Here is a 17,280-nt window from a genome sequence, read left to right on the forward strand (position 1 = left end):
TGATAAATTATAATTAGCACTTGAAACAAAAGAGTGCTAATGAGGTGAAAACATGATAAGCGATAGACAATTGAGCATTTTAAATGCAATTGTTGAAGACTATGTTGATTTGGGTCAGCCGATTGGTTCTAAAACTTTAATCGAAAGACACAAATTAAATGTTAGCCCTGCCACTATTAGAAATGAGATGAAGCAGTTAGAAGATCTCAAATTAATAGAAAAGACACATACATCGTCAGGGCGTTCTCCATCTGAATCTGGAATCAGATATTATGTGAATCAATTATTGCAAGAAACATCTCATCAACAACAAACAAAAATCCAACGTTTAAAAGATTTGTTGATTGAAAATCACTATGACATTTCCTCTACGTTGAGCGATTTTGCAAATGAACTTTCAATCGCATCTCAATACACTACGTTGGTAATGCGCCCAAATCATAAAAAAGATATTATTAATCATATTCATTTGATTAGAGCGAATGCTTATTTGGTTATTATGGTGGTAGTTTTTACATCCGGTCATGTTGAGCATTTACATTTAGCAACTCAAGTTCCATTGTCTAATGATGAACTTACTAAAATTTCTAATTTTGTTTCAACTAAATATAATGAATGGAATAACCATCATTTTGAAAATGAATTAAATACTTTTGCAAAGTCAAATATTGAAAAAGACTTTATAAAAGATATGTTGAATACGATTGATGTTCATTTTGATAATCAAAGTAATGGCATTTATATGGGCGGAAAGGTTAAACTCATAGATGCGTTAAACGAATCTAACGTATCATCTATTCAACCGATTCTACAATATATAGAATCCAATAAAATCACTGATTTACTTGATGAGATGTCCAATTCAGCTATTAACGTGAAAATTGGAAATGAAATTGAATCAAGTTTAAGTGATATATCTATTGTCACAAGTGAATATCACATCGATGATAGATTAAAAGGTCAAATTGCAGTTATCGGACCAACAGCAATGAATTATCAGAATGTCATACGATTACTAAATACAATTTGGTAATCAAATATGGTATTGGAGGGCAGACAATGACAGAAAAAGATGAATCAGTATTCAATCAAGATGAATCAAATGAAGATGTGAACACACAATCAACGCAAGATGCATCTGTTGAAAATACTGATGAAACCACAGAAACATCGCAAGACAATCTGCAAGAAGACGATTCACAAAATGTCGAAGAAAATGCAGATCCTAAAGATGAAGAAATCCAACAATTGAAAAAAGATGTACAAGAAAACGAAGAAAAATATTTAAGATTGTATGCTGAATTTGAGAACTATAAACGCAGAATTCAAAAAGAGAATCAAACAATGAAAGCATATAAATCACAAGATGTATTGAATGATATACTTCCAACCATCGATAATATTGAACGTGCATTACAAATAGATGGCGAAGATGAACAATTTAAATCTCTTAAAAAGGGCGTAGAAATGGTTCATGAAAGCCTGTTAAATGCATTGAAAAATAATGGTTTGGAAAAAATTGAAACTGAAGGTCAACAGTTCGACCCTAATGTTCATCAAGCAGTAGTTCAAGATGATAATCCAGATTACGAATCAGGACAAATTACTCAAGAATTACAAAGTGGATATAAATTAAAAGAACGTGTATTAAGACCTTCAATGGTTAAAGTAAATCAATAGTATTAATTTTGATGAAAATACCAAATATGAAATCAAATCAGGAGGAATTTATTTATGAGTAAAGTAATAGGTATTGACTTAGGAACAACAAATTCATGTATTGCAATTTTAGAAGGCGATGAGCCAAAAGTAATTCAAAACGCTGAAGGTGCTAGAACGACACCATCTGTTGTTGCATTCAAAAATGGTGAAACACAAGTTGGTGAAGTAGCAAAACGCCAAGCAATCACTAATCCAAACACAATTCAATCAATCAAACGTCATATGGGTACTGATTACAAAGTAGACGTTGAAGGTAAATCATATACACCACAAGAAATTTCAGCAATGGTGTTACAAAACTTAAAAAATACAGCTGAAGACTATTTAGGTGAAAGTGTAGATAAAGCAGTTATTACTGTTCCTGCATACTTCAATGATAGTGAGCGTCAAGCTACAAAAGATGCTGGTAAAATTGCTGGTTTAGAAGTTGAACGTATTATTAATGAACCAACTGCTGCAGCATTAGCATATGGTTTAGATAAAACTGAACAAGATCAAAAAGTCCTTGTATTTGACTTAGGTGGCGGTACTTTTGACGTATCTATCCTTGAATTAGGTGACGGTGTATTCGAAGTACTTTCAACAGCAGGTGACAATAAACTTGGTGGCGATGACTTTGACCAAGTAATTATTGACCACTTAGTATCAGAATTCAAAAAAGAAAATGGTGTTGATTTATCACAAGATAAAATGGCTTTACAACGTCTAAAAGACGCTGCTGAAAAAGCTAAAAAAGACTTATCTGGAGTATCACAAACACAAATTTCATTACCATTCATCTCAGCTGGAGAGAGCGGTCCATTACATTTAGAACTTACATTAACACGTTCTAAATTTGAAGAATTAGCTGATTCATTAATCAGAAGAACTATGGAACCTACACGCCAAGCTATGAAAGATGCTGGCTTATCAAGCTCTGACATTGATGAAGTTATCTTAGTTGGTGGTTCTACAAGAATTCCTGCAGTACAAGATGCAGTTAAAAAAGAAGTTGGAAAAGATCCTCATAAAGGTGTAAACCCAGACGAAGTTGTAGCAATGGGTGCTGCAATTCAAGGTGGCGTTATCACTGGTGATGTTAAAGATGTCGTACTATTAGACGTAACACCATTATCATTAGGTATTGAAATCATGGGTGGACGTATGAATACACTTATTGAAAGAAATACAACTATTCCAACGTCTAAATCTCAAGTATATTCAACAGCAGCTGACAATCAACCTGCCGTAGACATCCATGTATTACAAGGTGAACGTCCAATGGCTTCAGATAACAAGACACTTGGTAGATTCCAATTAACTGATATTCCTGCTGCGCCTCGTGGTGTACCACAAATCGAAGTTACATTCGACATTGATAAAAATGGTATCGTAAATGTAACAGCAAAAGATTTAGGTACAAATAAAGAACAAAATATTACAATTCAATCAAGTTCTGCACTTTCAGATGATGAAATCGATCGTATGGTTAAAGATGCTGAAGAAAATGCTGAAGCAGATAAAAAACGCCGTGAAGAAAGTGATTTAAGAAACGAAGCAGATAGCTTAGTATTCCAAGTTGAAAAAACAATCACTGATTTAGGTGAAAATGTTAGCGACGAAGATAAGAAAAATGCTGAAGATAAAAAAGATGCATTGAAATCTGCACTTGAAGGTGAAGATTTAGATGACATTAAAGCTAAAAAAGAAGAACTAGAAAAAGTAGTTCAAGAATTATCAGCTAAAGTATATGAACAAGCTGCACAAGCGCAACAACAAGCTCAAGGTGAAAATGCATCACAAGATAGCAATGTTGAAGATGCTGATTTCAAAGAATTTAATGATGATGACAACCAAGATAATCAAAAATAAGTGCAAACAACGACTAAATAATTGTTATTAATAGAAATATATGACACAATTGCTTAGCCAAATTAAGTCAAAGTCAATTGAACATTGGCTTTGACTTTTTCCTTTTTAATAATGTATCAACAAATCTGTAAAAGGAGTGATAACAGTGGCCAAAAGAGATTATTATGAAGTCTTAGGTGTTAGCAAAAGTGCATCTAAAGATGAAATCAAAAAGGCATATCGTAAATTATCAAAGAAATATCATCCAGATATAAATAAAGAAGAAGGTGCAGATGAGAAGTTTAAAGAAATCTCAGAAGCATATGAAGTATTAAGCGATGAAAATAAACGTGCAAATTATGATCAATTCGGCCATGACGGACCACAAGGTGGTTTTGGAGGCCAAGGATTTGGTGGTCAAGACTTTAGTGGATTCGGTGGTGGCGGTTTCGAAGACATTTTCAGTTCATTCTTCGGAGGTGGCAGACAACAACGTGATCCGAATGCGCCTAGAAAAGGTGACGATTTACAATATACAATGACAGTTACATTTGATGAGGCTGTTTTCGGTACTGAGAAAGAGATCTCAATTCGCAAAGATGTAAGTTGTCATACTTGTGATGGTGAAGGTGCTAAACCTGGTACGAAGAAGAAAACTTGTCATTACTGTAACGGATCCGGTCATGTATCTGTGGAACAAAATACAATACTTGGAAGAGTTAGAACTGAAAAAGCTTGTCCGGTTTGTAGTGGTTCTGGTCAAGAGTTTGAAGAACCTTGTCCAACGTGTCACGGTAAAGGAACAGAAAATAAAAATGTTAAAATTAGTGTGACGATACCTGAGGGTGTAGATAATGAGCAACAAATTAGATTAGCTGGTGAAGGTGCTCCCGGTGAAAATGGTGGACCTCAAGGTGATTTATATATCGTGTTTAGAGTTAAACCATCTGAAAAATTTGAAAGAGATGGTGACGACATATACTATTCCTTAGATATTAGTATCGCTCAAGCTACATTAGGTGATGAAGTTAAAGTGCCTACGTTAAATGGTAGTGTTATGCTAACTATTCCAGCAGGTACACAAACGGATAAACAATTCCGCCTAAAAGAAAAAGGTATCAAAAATGTTCATGGTTATGGTTACGGTGATTTATTTATAAATATCAATGTTGTTACACCAACTAAAATTACTGAACGTCAAAAAGAATTGCTTAGAGAATTTGCCGAAATAGATGGACAGGAATTGTCAGAGCAGCCTTCAAATTTTAGAGATAAAGCAAAAAGATTTTTTAAAGGAGAGTAATATATGAACTGGACCGAAGTATCAATTATTACCAATCATGAAGCTTCACCAATCATCTCTAATATACTTGAAGATTTTGGTTCGAATGGCGTTGTATTAGAGGATTCTCACGATTTAACAAATGCATTCGAAGATAAATTTGGAGAAATTTATGCATTGAAATCTGCTGATTATCCATCTCAAGGTATAAGGATTAAAGCTTACTTTAATGAAATCAAGTATACTTCAGCATTCAAAGAAGATTTAGTTAATGCTATAAAAGATGTAGAATCATTAGATTTATCCTTATTTAGTTTTGAAGAACAAATAATACGTGAACAAGATTGGGAAAATGAATGGAAAAATTATTTTCATCCTTTTCGTGCTTCTGAAAAATTCACGATTGTTCCTAGTTGGGAAACATACCATCAAACAGACGCAGATGAAATGTGTATTGAACTAGATCCAGGAATGGCATTTGGTACTGGGGATCATCCAACTACAAGTATGTGTCTTAAAGCTATTGAGACTTATGTTCAACCAAGTCATGCGGTAATTGATGTAGGTACAGGTTCAGGGATATTAAGTATTGCTGCGCATTTATTAGGTGTAGAACGAATCAAAGCTTTAGATGTTGATGAAATGGCTGTCAAAGTCGCGAAAGAAAATTTCCAAAAAAATAACTGTGAACAAGCTATTGAAGCAGTTCCTGGAAATTTATTGCAAGATGAAACAGAAAAATTTGATGTTGTAATTGCAAATATCTTAGCGCATATCATTGAAGAAATGATATCAGATGCATATAACATACTTAATAAAAATGGTTATTTTATAACTTCTGGTATTATTGAGGAAAAACATGAGGCAATCGTCGATCAAATGAAGCAAAGTGGTTTTGAAATTATTTCGATTAACCATGAAAATAGTTGGGTTTGCATTGTCGGTAAGAAAGTGAGCGATTAATATGCAAAGGTATTTTATTAATCAAACAGCTGATGCTAATCAACCATTTTCAATTACAGATCAAGGAGACGTACATCACATTGTTAATGTGATGCGTTATCAAGTTGGCGATAAAATAATTATTACGTTCTCGGATAAATCGGTATACGAGTGTATAATTCATAGTATCGGCCATGATGATGTTGTACTAACTTTAGGTGATTCAATGAATATAGACACTGAACTTCCACAACATATAACAATTTGTAGCGGACTCATCAAAGCTGATAAATATGAATGGATGTTACAAAAGTCGACCGAATTAGGTGCAAGCGCATTTATCGCTGTCGGAATGGAGCGTTCTATAGTTAAGTTGAATGAGAGTAAATTGGCTAAAAAAGTAGAACGATGGCAAAAAATTATAAAAGAAGCTGCAGAACAAAGCTATAGATTATCAATTCCTGGTATTTCGTACCAAGCATCCATAAAAGAGGTACTTAACGATACAGAACAATATGATTATATCTTGATAGCATATGAAGATGCCGCAAAAAATGGAGAAATCAGTAATTTTAAAACTTTAGTCCAAAACTTTAAGCAAAATGATCGTATTTTAATTATTTTTGGTCCAGAAGGTGGACTATCAGAAGATGAAATTACTTTGACTGAACCATGCAGTGAACAAATAGGACTAGGGCCACGTATTTTAAGAGCTGAAACTGCCCCATTGTATGCACTTAGTGCAATAAGTTACGCACATGACCTACAAACGAGGTAAGTTAGTAGTCTAGTTGATTGGTAAAATTAAAAATCTGGATTTTAGTAATTGACCACATTAATCAGATATATTATACTATGTTATACATGGTTAAAATCATGTATTGATAATAAAGTTTCGTTGATATTTGGAGGGAGGGAAATACACATGTCTAAAACAGTAGTCAAAAAGAACGAATCACTTGAAGATGCGTTACGTCGTTTCAAACGTACAGTTTCTAAAAGCGGTACAATTCAAGAAGTACGCAAGCGTGAATTTTACGAAAAACCTAGCGTTAAACGTAAAAAGAAATCAGAAGCTGCGCGTAAACGTAAATTCAAATAATTAATTGTTTCGTTGACTCCCTCAACACCAACATTAATTATAAACCATAATAGTCTTAGTTGTGATGACAACTAGGAGTATTATTTTTTGTCAAAAATTAACTATAAATATGTATTGAAGTGATGAGTAGGTATTATAAAATTTATATTTATACTTAAATAGCTATTTACAAATTTGAATTATGGTTACTTGCAATACAATATTTTTAAAATGATGATATTTTAGAGTGAAAACGCTATAATCACGTATTAATTTCATGTATAATCTAAGTGAGAGCGAGGTGATAGAGTGATTCCTTCGAGTAGTTTACATACAATTTTTTCATTCAATTTTGTTGAGAATGGAAACTGGGTTGATCATATTGCAAGTATTATCGTTAGTCCGATAGGTGCTTTGATTTTGACATGTATTATTTTTCTTGGGTTTTTATTCCAATTATATTCAAATAGAATTAACGCTGTCGGAATAATTGCAACATTGGCATTATTGATATTCTTTTTAGGCTTCTTTGTAAAAGGAGATGTCAATTTTTACTCCATTGTGCTATTTGGAGTTGGTGTCATATTAGTTATAATTGAATTATTTGTCGTAGGTGCAATCATAGGAATTATTGGGATGGCACTTATTGTTTTCAGTATTATTACATTAGGAGACAATTTAGTATATATGATTGCTAATGTTGTCGTAGCACTAATATTATCAATTATTGAATGGGTGATACTTGTGAAGATTTTTAAACGTAAGATTCCATTTTTAGATAAAGTTGTATTGAAAGATTCTACAAATGCAGAGGCAGGCTACACTTCACATGAAGATCGCTCTCATTTAGTTGGTCAAATTGCAACTACATCAACAGATTTAAGACCAGCAGGAATCATTACATTCAACAATGAACGTATCGATGCCGTATCTGATGGTTCGTTTATTTTAAGGAATAAGCAAGTAACCATTTTAGAAGTGGAAGGTACTAGAGTTGTTGTTAGAGAAAACGAATCATAAAGGAGAGTAAGTATGATCGGATTAATTATTATCGTAGCAATTGTAGTAATAGCATTGTTATTACTATTTTCATTTGTTCCAGTCGGATTGTGGATTTCTGCAATTGCTGCCGGCGTAAAAGTTGGTATTGGAACTTTAGTAGGTATGAGATTACGTAGAGTTTCTCCACGTAAAGTTATTTCACCATTAATTAAAGCACATAAAGCTGGTTTGCATTTAACTACAAACCAACTTGAATCGCATTATTTAGCTGGTGGTAATGTAGACCGTGTTGTTGATGCAAATATTGCAGCGCAAAGAGCTGACATCAACTTACCTTTCGAACGTGGTGCAGCAATTGATTTAGCGGGTCGTGACGTTTTAGAAGCTGTTCAAATGTCAGTTAACCCTAAAGTAATTGAAACACCATTTATCGCTGGTGTCGCAATGAATGGTATTGAAGTGAAAGCGAAAGCACGTATTACAGTTCGTGCCAATATCGCACGTTTAGTCGGTGGTGCTGGTGAAGAAACAATCATCGCACGTGTTGGTGAAGGTATTGTATCAACTATTGGTTCAAGTGAACATCATACACAAGTTTTAGAAAATCCAGATAACATTTCTAAGACAGTTTTAAGTAAAGGCTTAGACTCTGGTACTGCATTTGAAATCTTATCAATTGATATTGCTGATGTAGACATCAGTAAAAATATTGGTGCGGATTTACAAACTGAGCAAGCACTGGCTGATAAAAATATTGCCCAAGCAAAAGCTGAAGAACGTCGTGCGATGGCTGTTGCACAAGAACAAGAAATGAAAGCCAAAGTACAAGAAATGCGTTCTAAAGTTGTGGAAGCTGAAGCTGAAGTACCATTAGCTATGGCTGAAGCATTACGTTCTGGAAATTTAGGAGTAAAAGACTACTATAATTTAAAAAACGTAGAAGCAGACACAGGCATGAGAAATTCAATTAACCAACGAACAAATCAAGAAGATGATGAATCACCGGATAAATAATTAGGGGTGATTAAATGAGTATAGGTATTATTATCTTCATAATATCTGTGATTGTAACCATAATAGGTGCTATTAATGATAATAGCCATAAAGGTAGACAGAATCAAAAACCACCAACAAATAATCAACCGAAACCTAAAAACGAACAACCTGAGAAGCGTGGCTTTTTTGATGAATTGGGCAAAACGTTTAAAGAAATTGAGAAACAATTAAATGAAGATCCAATGTCTCAACCAAAAGAGACACGTCAAACACCGCCACCTAAAGAAGTACAAAGCCAACCAGTAGAAACACGTGCTGAAAAAATGGAAACACCTACTTCAGATCAATCTTCGAGAACAATGAGAACGGATAATGAAACTGAAGCTGAAAAAGCTAAACGTTCTCAACAAGCAAAAGACCATCAACTTCAAAAAGAACTTGAAGCTGATCTTATGGGTCAAATGCAAGATGTTCGCAGTGAAATTGATCGTGAAAATGAGAAAAAACTTCAAAGAACTGAACGAAAAGCACGTGCTATTATCGCAGATAAATATTTATCTGAAAGAACAAAACGCTATCGCTTAAAACAGCTTATGAATTCACATGCGATTCAAAGTACTTCTTCTGGAGAACGATTTAGGTTTGCTGATGATGAAGTTGTTAATGGTATTATTTGGTCAGAAGTTTTAGAAAGACCAAAAAGATTATAATTTTATAATTTATCGCCTTATGAAATCTATATTTTGATTTCATAGGGCGTTTTTCTTTTGTCGTTACACGGCAATTTCAAATGTACTTTTACTCTAAAACATAACAATTTCAATTACTGTTAGATGGATTGTTAATCTTTTGTTAAAATTAATGAAATCAAGTACATTTCAAATCACTTTAAAATAATTACTTGCCTATTCATGATATAATAATGTTGTAATAGCAATAGTTATCATCATATTTTAAGGGAAATTGAATATTAAAAATGATATGCTAGTAATTAATATTTTTGTAACTTAAAATCTAATAGGATAAAATAAAAGAAACGAATATATTTGTAAAGGAGCAACTATATGCCTGGAATTATTCAAATAAGTGACATCAATGAAGCACAAGCACTCATTGGTAATAATGATGAACACCTTAAATCAATTGAGGAAGGATTTGATGTCATTGTACATGCTCGAGGTCAAGAAATTGCTGTAAAGGGAGAGCAAATTGAGCATGTAGAAAAAGCAGAATCTGTACTTATAAATTTATTAAAAGTGATCCAACAAGGCGTAACAATATCTATTAAAGATGTTGAAGCGGCTGTAAAAATGGCTCAAAATGGTACGATTCAATACTTATTAGATTTATATGAAGACGAAATTACTAAAGATGCATTTGGTAAAACAATACGCGCTAAAACGATGGGTCAGCGATTATATGTAAATGCTATGTATCATAATGATTTGGTCTTTGGCGTTGGACCAGCGGGAACTGGTAAAACATTTTTAGCAGTTGTATATGCTGCTAAACAATTACGCAAGGGTGCTGTTAAACGAATTGTACTAACAAGACCAGCTGTTGAGGCAGGAGAATCTCTTGGTTTCTTACCTGGAGACCTGAAGGAAAAAGTAGATCCATATTTACGACCTTTATATGATGGCTTAAACACAGTGTTAGGTAGAGAACAGACAGAACGTTTTATTGAACGAGGTATTATTGAGGTGGCACCTCTCGCATATATGAGGGGGAGAACGTTAGACGATGCCTTTGTCATATTAGATGAAGCGCAGAATACAACACACGCTCAAATGAAAATGTTCTTAACTAGATTAGGTTTTGGTTCTAAAATGATTGTTACAGGCGATAAAACACAAATTGATTTACCAAAAGGCGTGAAAAGTGGGTTAAAAGAAGCTATTAAGAAACTTGAAAATGTTAAAGGTATCAGTATTCACCATTTAGATCAAACAGATGTTGTCCGTCATCCATTAGTAGGTAAAATCATTGATCGATATGAAGGAGAAGAATAAATGTTTACGATAGACTTTAGTGATCATACAGAATTAGTTAAAGAAGAGTGGTTTACTCAAATTGATAATCTTTTAACTTTTGCCAAAGAGCAAGAACAAATTAATGAAGAAGCTGAATTATCAGTTACATTTGTTGATAAAAATGAAATTCAAGAAATTAATAAGATGTATAGAGATAAAGATAAAGTAACAGATGTTATTTCATTTGCACTAGAGGAAGATGAACCAGAAATAAGTGGTCTCGATATGCCTAGGGTATTAGGGGACATCATAATATGTACAGATGTGGCTCAAGAACAAGCTGATAGTTATGGTCATTCATTCGAAAGAGAACTTGGATTTTTGGCGCTACACGGTTTTTTACATTTATTAGGTTATGACCACATGAATGATCAAGACGAGAAACAAATGTTTAGCAGACAAGACCAAATACTCGATGCTTATGGTCTATCTAGAGATTAGAGGTCCATATGAATCGATTTAAATATGCATTTCAAGGCATGTTAGTACTATTACATAAAGACCATAAATTCTTATTACACCTATTATTTGCAACTATCGTAATAATCTGTGGCTTTTTATTTAATATTACTACTACTGAATGGCTATTCCTCACTTTTGCAATTGGACTTGTGCTTGCATTTGAAGCTATTAATACAGCAGTCGAAGCGGTGGTTGACTTAGTAACGTCGGATTATCATATTCTAGCTAAAAACGCTAAAGATATTGCTGCATTTAGCGTAGTCATAGTATCAATTGTAGCTTGTATCATTGGAATTATTATATTTTGTCCCTATATTTTTAAATAGTAGTGTATTTTTATGAAAATTGTTTATACTAGAAGACACAGATATAATTATATGAAAAATTTAAAAGTAGCAACATTTAATGTTGAATAGGAGAGATTAAACAATGGCTTATCAACCGCATTATTTTACAGAAGTAAGAAAGGCACAAGCTAATGCTTATGCACCATATAGTAATTTCAAAGTAGGTGCATACTTAAGAACAAAAGATGGGAAAAGCTATTATGGTGGAAATGTAGAAAATGCGGCATATCCGGTGGCTATTTGTGCTGAAAGATCTAGCTTAGTTGCAGCAATTGCTGATGGATATCGTCCAGGTGACTTTGAATCAATTACAGTAACTGTAGACGCAGATAAACCGTCATCGCCATGTGGTGCTTGTAGACAAGTAATGAAAGAATTATGTGATGATGACATGCCTGTCTATATGACAAATCAAGATGGTGAAATGATTGCTTCAACAGTCAATGACTTATTACCTTTAGGATTTTCTGGAAAGGATTTAAATTAATGAATGAACACAAATCAGGTTTTATATCAATTATCGGTCGACCAAATGTAGGTAAATCAACATTTGTAAACCGTGTTATCGGACATAAAATTGCTATCATGTCAGATAAAGCTCAAACTACAAGAAATAAAATTCAGGGTGTTATGACCCAAGAAGATGCTCAAATCATATTTTTAGATACACCCGGCATACATAAACCTAAACATAAATTAGGTGACTATATGATGCGTGTAGCTACGAATACGCTATCCGAAATTGATGCCATCATGTTTATGGTTAATGTAAATGAAGACATTGGTAGAGGGGATGAGTATATTATGGATATGCTCAAAACTATTAAAACCCCAGTCTTCTTAGTTTTAAACAAGATAGATTTAGTACATCCTGATGAATTAATGCCAAGAATAGAAAAGTATAAAAAATATATGGATTTCACTGAGATCGTTCCGATTTCTGCACTTGAGGGACTTAATGTAGATCATTTTATTAATGTCATCAAGTCTTATTTACCTGAAGGACCTAAATACTATCCAGATGACCAAATTTCTGATCATCCTGAACAATTTGTTGTTGGTGAACTTATACGAGAGAAAATACTCCATTTAACTAGTGAAGAGATACCGCATGCTATTGGTGTTAATGTGGATCGTATGATTAAAGAAGATGAAGATAGAGTGAGAATAGAGGCTACTATATATGTAGAAAGGGATTCTCAAAAAGGTATTGTCATAGGTAAAGGCGGTAAGAAACTTAAAGAAGTTGGAAAACGTGCGCGTCAAGATATCGAAATGTTACTTGGATCTAAAGTATACTTAGAACTTTGGGTGAAGGTACAAAAAGATTGGCGTAATAAAGTTAACTTCATTCGTCAAATGGGTTATTTGGAAGATCGAGATTAAGATTATTTTGAAAGTCGGTGCGTTCGGATGTTAATCAAACAAAAAGGCATTATTATTAAAACTGTTGATTACGGCGAATCCGATAAAATCATTACGATACTTAACGAATTTGGAGCTAAAGTACCTCTTATGGTACGAAAAGCTAAAAAGAGTAAAAGTGGGTTGCAAGCTAATACACAATTATTTGTGTATGGCTTGTTTATTTATTCTAAGTGGAAGGGTATGGGAACACTTAGTTCAGTTGATGTAATAGATCAACATTACCACTTGCGTTTAGATATATATGAAAGTAGCTTTGCAAGCCTGTGTGCAGAAACGATTGATCGCTCATTAGAAGCGAATGAAGTCTCGCAATATAGTTATGAATTATTACATTTTGTGTTAGACAAAATTAAAAATGGTATTTCTGCACAACTGATGTCTGTCGTAGTTTTGTTGAAATGTATGACTCGGTTTGGGTTTAATGCTGTTTTCGATAAATGTGTAATTACTGAGGACACAGACCAATCCAAACTCGTTGGTTATAGTTTTAAATTTGACGGTGCTATTTCGCAAAATGTAAGTTATCAAGACCCACATGCAATGATATTATCAAATAAAACATTGTATTTACTCGACATTCTTCAAAAACTACCTGTTACTCAAATGAGTTCGTTAAGTATCCATGAAGAAATTGTGGATGAAATGTCACAGCTCGTAATATTGCTGTATAAAGAATATGCAGGTATGTATTTTAAAAGCCAAAAATTAATTAACCAACTACATCGTTTAGATAATTTGTCGTAATTACTATATATCAGGCCTATCGAAAAATATCGGTAGGGCTGTTTTTTTATGAGAAAATGTAAAACACACTACAACTAGCAAATTAAAAATGCCTTTCATAGAAGACATTTAAAAATGACAACTATGAAAGGCATATAAGTTATTAGTGATGATGTTCAAATCAATAATTAAAATTTAGTTTTTTCGGCTAAGAATGCTTTTAATTCTGAAATTGGCATACGGATTTGTTCCATTGTATCTCTATCACGTACCGTTACTTTCTCATCTTCTAAAGAATCGAAATCAAAAGTGATACAGTACGGCGTACCAATTTCATCTTGACGGCGGTAACGTTTACCAATAGATTGAGATTCATCAAAATCTATTGAGAAATCAGCGCTTAATTCTTCAAATACTTTAATAGCATCGCCAGATAATTTTTTACTTAATGGTAAAACAGCAGCTTTATATGGTGCTAAAGCAGGGTGGAAATGTAGAACTGTTCGTGAATCTTTACTTCCTTCTACACCTTCTTCGTCATAAGCATCACATAAGAAAGCTAATGTCACACGATCAGCACCTAATGAAGGCTCAATACAGTAAGGAATGTATTTTTCGCCTGATTCTTGATCATGGTATTGGAAATCTTCGCCTGAATGTTCACTATGCTTTTTCAAGTCGAAGTCTGTACGGCTTGCAATACCCCAAAGCTCTCCCCAACCAAATGGGAAACGATATTCGATATCTGTAGTCGCATTTGAGTAGTGTGATAATTCATCATCATCATGATCACGTAAACGCGTATTAGCTTCACTTAAATTTAAGTCTTTAAGCCATTGGCTAGCAAACGTTTTCCAGTAATTTTGCCATTCGATTTCTTCACCAGGTTTACAGAAAAATTCTAATTCCATTTGTTCAAATTCACGTGTTCTGAAAATAAAGTTACCAGGTGTAATTTCGTTACGGAATGATTTACCTACCTGACCAATACCAAATGGTAATTTCTTACGCATTGTACGTTGTACATTTTTATAGTTCACAAAAATACCTTGTGCTGTTTCAGGACGTAAGAAGATTTCGTTTGTAGAGTCTTCAGTAACACCTTGGAATGTTTTGAACATTAAGTTGAACTGACGAATATCTGTCCAATTTGCTGTACCACTTACTGGACACACGATACCTTCTTCATCAATAATACGTTTCATTTCATCAAAGCTTAAACCATCAGCGACGAAATTTTCATCGCCTTTTTCATTTAACATATAATCTTCGATGATTTTATCAGCACGATAGCGAATTTTACTATCCTTATTATCAATCATTGGATCGTTAAAGTTGCCCAAGTGGCCTGATGCTTCCCAAGTTTTAGGATTCATTAAAATTGCAGCATCAATACCAACATTATATGGTGATTGAGTAATAAATTTTTGCCACCAAGCTTTTTTAACATTATTTTTTAATTCAACACCTAATGGACCATAATCCCACGTATTTGATAAACCACCATAAATATCACTACCAGGGAATACAAATCCTCTATGCTTCGCTAGCGAAACAATAGTTTCCATATCTTTTGCCATCTAAAATACACTCCTTTTAACATAAAAACGTCCCAAGACATAGAAAAAGCCAAAAAACTTAATCTATATCTTGGGACGAGTTAATCATTTTTAATCACATATTTAAAATATGTGTTAGTTTACTGAATTGAAAATAACCCGCGGTTCCACCCAAATTAGTGTGTACACTCGCTTTTAACAATCATTTAGTTTTAGCCATTCATACATGTTAAGCTTTCACTATCCTTAACTCGCTTTAGATATAATTTTAATAGATTGAATGTTGATAAGCAAGTAAATATATGTATTTGTAGCAATTTAAAATTCAATGTATAATTAAGAAGAATGAAAAGAGGGGTGAGTGTTATCGAACTAAGTAAAAGGCAACAACAAATTGTTGAAATTGTAAAAAATAATGGACCTATTACGGGTGAGCATATAGCTGATCACCTTAGTTTAACTAGAGCAACTTTAAGACCGGATTTAGCAATATTAACGATGTCTGGTATTTTGGAAGCTCGTCCAAGAGTTGGCTACTACTATTCTGGAAAGCCCAAGAATAAAATAATAGAGGATGAGCTGAAACAATATGTCGTCAAGGACTACTCATCACATCCTGTCGTAGTTAAAAGTGAGATGTCTGTTTACGATGCAATTTGCACAATATTTTTAGAAGATGTGAGTACATTGTTTGTAATCAATGAAAATGGCGATTTCATAGGTGTCTGTTCTCGAAAAGATTTGTTAAGAGCCTCAATGATTGGCGATGACATACATACAATGCCCGTAAACATTATCATGACCCGTATGCCGAATTTAAGTTTTGTTCTTGAAAGTGAAAGAGTAATGATTGCTGCCAACCTCATGATAGAAAAAGAAATAGACTCATTACCAATTGTTGTCCAAAAAGAAAATGGTAAATATGAAGTTAAAGGCCGTATATCCAAAACTACTATCACAAAGATTTTTGTATCATTATTAAATGAATAGGATGGGATTAATTATATGGAAAATATTAGAATAATCGTCGCATCTGACTCAGTCGGCGAAACAGCTGAGCTTGTGGCAAGAGCATGTATTTCACAATTCAATCCAAATGAATGTGATAGTGAAATTAATAGATATCCTTATATAGAAGCACTTGAAAATGTAGATGAGGTTATTTCAGTTGCCAAAGATACAGATGCCATTGTTGTTTATACATTAGTAAAACCTGAAATCAGGAAGTATATGGAAGCTAAGTTAACAGAATTCAAAATAAAATCTGTTGATATAATGGGACCATTAATGAATATATTACTAGATAAAATTGATGAACAGCCTTATTTTGAACCTGGGTTAGTACATCAATTGGATGAAGCTTATTTCAAAAAAATTGATGCAATAGAATTTGCCGTAAAATATGATGATGGTAAAGATCCTAAAGGTCTATCTAAAGCAGATATCGTTTTATTAGGAATTTCCAGAACATCTAAAACACCATTATCCCAGTATCTAGCTCATAAGAGTTATAAGGTAATGAACATTCCAATTGTACCTGAAGTAACACCACCCGATGATTTATTTAATATTGACCCATCAAAATGTATTGCTTTAAAAATAAGTGAAGACAAGTTAAATAAAATTCGTAAGGAAAGATTGAAACAATTAGGCTTAGGTGATAGTGCAAGATATGCAACTGAACAACGTATTGCTGAAGAATTGAACTATTTCCATGAATTAGTAGATAAAATAAAATGTCCAGTCATTGATGTGTCAGATAAAGCGATCGAAGAAACTGCAAACGACATTATTAGCCTTATTGAGCAAAATAGTTTTAAAAATTAATAAAAGCAACTATAATAATATAACTAATGTTTAATAGGTGATAATT

19 protein-coding genes are annotated in these 17,280 nt (G+C 33.3%); 18 read left to right on the top strand and 1 reads right to left on the bottom strand.

Annotated elements, in window-relative coordinates; translation table 11 throughout:
• The first annotated feature begins 52 nt into the window (after positions 1-52).
• The 16 genes from hrcA (at position 53) to recO (ending at position 13,869) form a co-directional block, all read left to right on the top strand.
• Positions 53-1,033 (top strand): heat-inducible transcriptional repressor HrcA, encoded by a 981-nt coding sequence (gene hrcA / locus ACSULM_RS00960; protein ID WP_436854001.1) that lies wholly within the window; start codon positions 53-55, stop codon positions 1,031-1,033.
• Between the two features lie 26 nt (positions 1,034-1,059).
• The gene (gene grpE / locus ACSULM_RS00965; protein ID WP_436854000.1) at positions 1,060-1,680 is read left to right on the top strand and encodes a nucleotide exchange factor GrpE; all 621 of its coding nucleotides are present in this window, start codon (positions 1,060-1,062) and stop codon (positions 1,678-1,680) included.
• A gap of 54 nt (positions 1,681-1,734) precedes the next feature.
• On the top strand, positions 1,735-3,573 hold the full coding sequence (dnaK, locus tag ACSULM_RS00970; protein ID WP_436859874.1) for a molecular chaperone DnaK: 1,839 nt from the start codon (positions 1,735-1,737) through the stop codon (positions 3,571-3,573).
• 145 nt (positions 3,574-3,718) lie between these two features.
• On the top strand, positions 3,719-4,855 hold the full coding sequence (gene dnaJ, locus ACSULM_RS00975; protein WP_436853998.1) for a molecular chaperone DnaJ: 1,137 nt from the start codon (positions 3,719-3,721) through the stop codon (positions 4,853-4,855).
• A gap of 3 nt (positions 4,856-4,858) precedes the next feature.
• Complete coding sequence (gene prmA, locus ACSULM_RS00980; protein ID WP_436859875.1) at positions 4,859-5,797, top strand: 50S ribosomal protein L11 methyltransferase; 939 nt, start codon at positions 4,859-4,861, stop codon at positions 5,795-5,797.
• A gap of 1 nt (position 5,798) precedes the next feature.
• Positions 5,799-6,554, top strand: coding sequence for a 16S rRNA (uracil(1498)-N(3))-methyltransferase (locus ACSULM_RS00985; RefSeq protein WP_436859876.1), 756 nt, complete (start codon positions 5,799-5,801; stop codon positions 6,552-6,554).
• A 147-nt stretch (positions 6,555-6,701) separates the two neighbouring features.
• Positions 6,702-6,878, top strand: coding sequence for a 30S ribosomal protein S21 (rpsU, locus tag ACSULM_RS00990; RefSeq protein ID WP_002483157.1), 177 nt, complete (start codon positions 6,702-6,704; stop codon positions 6,876-6,878).
• 288 nt (positions 6,879-7,166) lie between these two features.
• Positions 7,167-7,877, top strand: coding sequence for an NfeD family protein (locus ACSULM_RS00995; protein ID WP_436859877.1), 711 nt, complete (start codon positions 7,167-7,169; stop codon positions 7,875-7,877).
• 12 nt (positions 7,878-7,889) lie between these two features.
• Complete coding sequence (gene floA, locus ACSULM_RS01000) at positions 7,890-8,873, top strand: flotillin-like protein FloA (RefSeq protein WP_436853995.1); 984 nt, start codon at positions 7,890-7,892, stop codon at positions 8,871-8,873.
• 14 nt (positions 8,874-8,887) lie between these two features.
• Positions 8,888-9,565: a hypothetical protein gene (locus ACSULM_RS01005; protein ID WP_436859878.1), complete on the top strand. Its 678-nt coding sequence runs from the start codon at positions 8,888-8,890 to the stop codon at positions 9,563-9,565.
• A gap of 354 nt (positions 9,566-9,919) precedes the next feature.
• Complete coding sequence (locus tag ACSULM_RS01010) at positions 9,920-10,867, top strand: PhoH family protein (RefSeq protein ID WP_436859879.1); 948 nt, start codon at positions 9,920-9,922, stop codon at positions 10,865-10,867.
• Positions 10,868-11,329 (top strand): rRNA maturation RNase YbeY, encoded by a 462-nt coding sequence (ybeY, locus tag ACSULM_RS01015; protein ID WP_436859880.1) that lies wholly within the window; start codon positions 10,868-10,870, stop codon positions 11,327-11,329. It abuts the gene before it with no gap.
• Between the two features lie 8 nt (positions 11,330-11,337).
• The gene (locus ACSULM_RS01020; protein WP_436859881.1) at positions 11,338-11,676 is read left to right on the top strand and encodes a diacylglycerol kinase family protein; all 339 of its coding nucleotides are present in this window, start codon (positions 11,338-11,340) and stop codon (positions 11,674-11,676) included.
• Between the two features lie 103 nt (positions 11,677-11,779).
• Positions 11,780-12,184 (top strand): cytidine deaminase, encoded by a 405-nt coding sequence (gene cdd, locus ACSULM_RS01025; protein WP_436859882.1) that lies wholly within the window; start codon positions 11,780-11,782, stop codon positions 12,182-12,184.
• Positions 12,184-13,083 (top strand): GTPase Era, encoded by a 900-nt coding sequence (era, locus tag ACSULM_RS01030; protein WP_436853990.1) that lies wholly within the window; start codon positions 12,184-12,186, stop codon positions 13,081-13,083. The genes cdd and era overlap by 1 nt, the downstream gene beginning before the upstream one ends.
• Positions 13,084-13,110: 27 nt before the next feature.
• Positions 13,111-13,869: a DNA repair protein RecO gene (gene recO, locus ACSULM_RS01035; RefSeq protein ID WP_436859883.1), complete on the top strand. Its 759-nt coding sequence runs from the start codon at positions 13,111-13,113 to the stop codon at positions 13,867-13,869.
• 167 nt (positions 13,870-14,036) lie between these two features.
• On the opposite strand, the gene ACSULM_RS01040 is transcribed toward recO, so the two are convergent.
• Complete coding sequence (locus ACSULM_RS01040; protein WP_436853988.1) at positions 14,037-15,428, bottom strand: glycine--tRNA ligase; 1,392 nt, start codon at positions 15,426-15,428, stop codon at positions 14,037-14,039.
• Between the two features lie 324 nt (positions 15,429-15,752).
• Between ACSULM_RS01040 and ACSULM_RS01045 the strand changes: the two genes are divergently transcribed.
• Positions 15,753-16,397, top strand: a complete 645-nt coding sequence (locus ACSULM_RS01045; RefSeq protein ID WP_436853987.1) for a helix-turn-helix transcriptional regulator — start codon at positions 15,753-15,755, stop codon at positions 16,395-16,397.
• Between the two features lie 15 nt (positions 16,398-16,412).
• Entirely contained in the window at positions 16,413-17,234 is an 822-nt protein-coding gene (locus ACSULM_RS01050) for a pyruvate, water dikinase regulatory protein (protein ID WP_436853986.1), read from the top strand.
• Positions 17,235-17,280 lie beyond the last annotated feature (46 nt).

Origin of the sequence: Staphylococcus caeli (assembly GCF_051413795.1) — a bacterium.
Taxonomy (GTDB): Bacteria; Bacillota; Bacilli; order Staphylococcales; family Staphylococcaceae; genus Staphylococcus; species Staphylococcus caeli_A.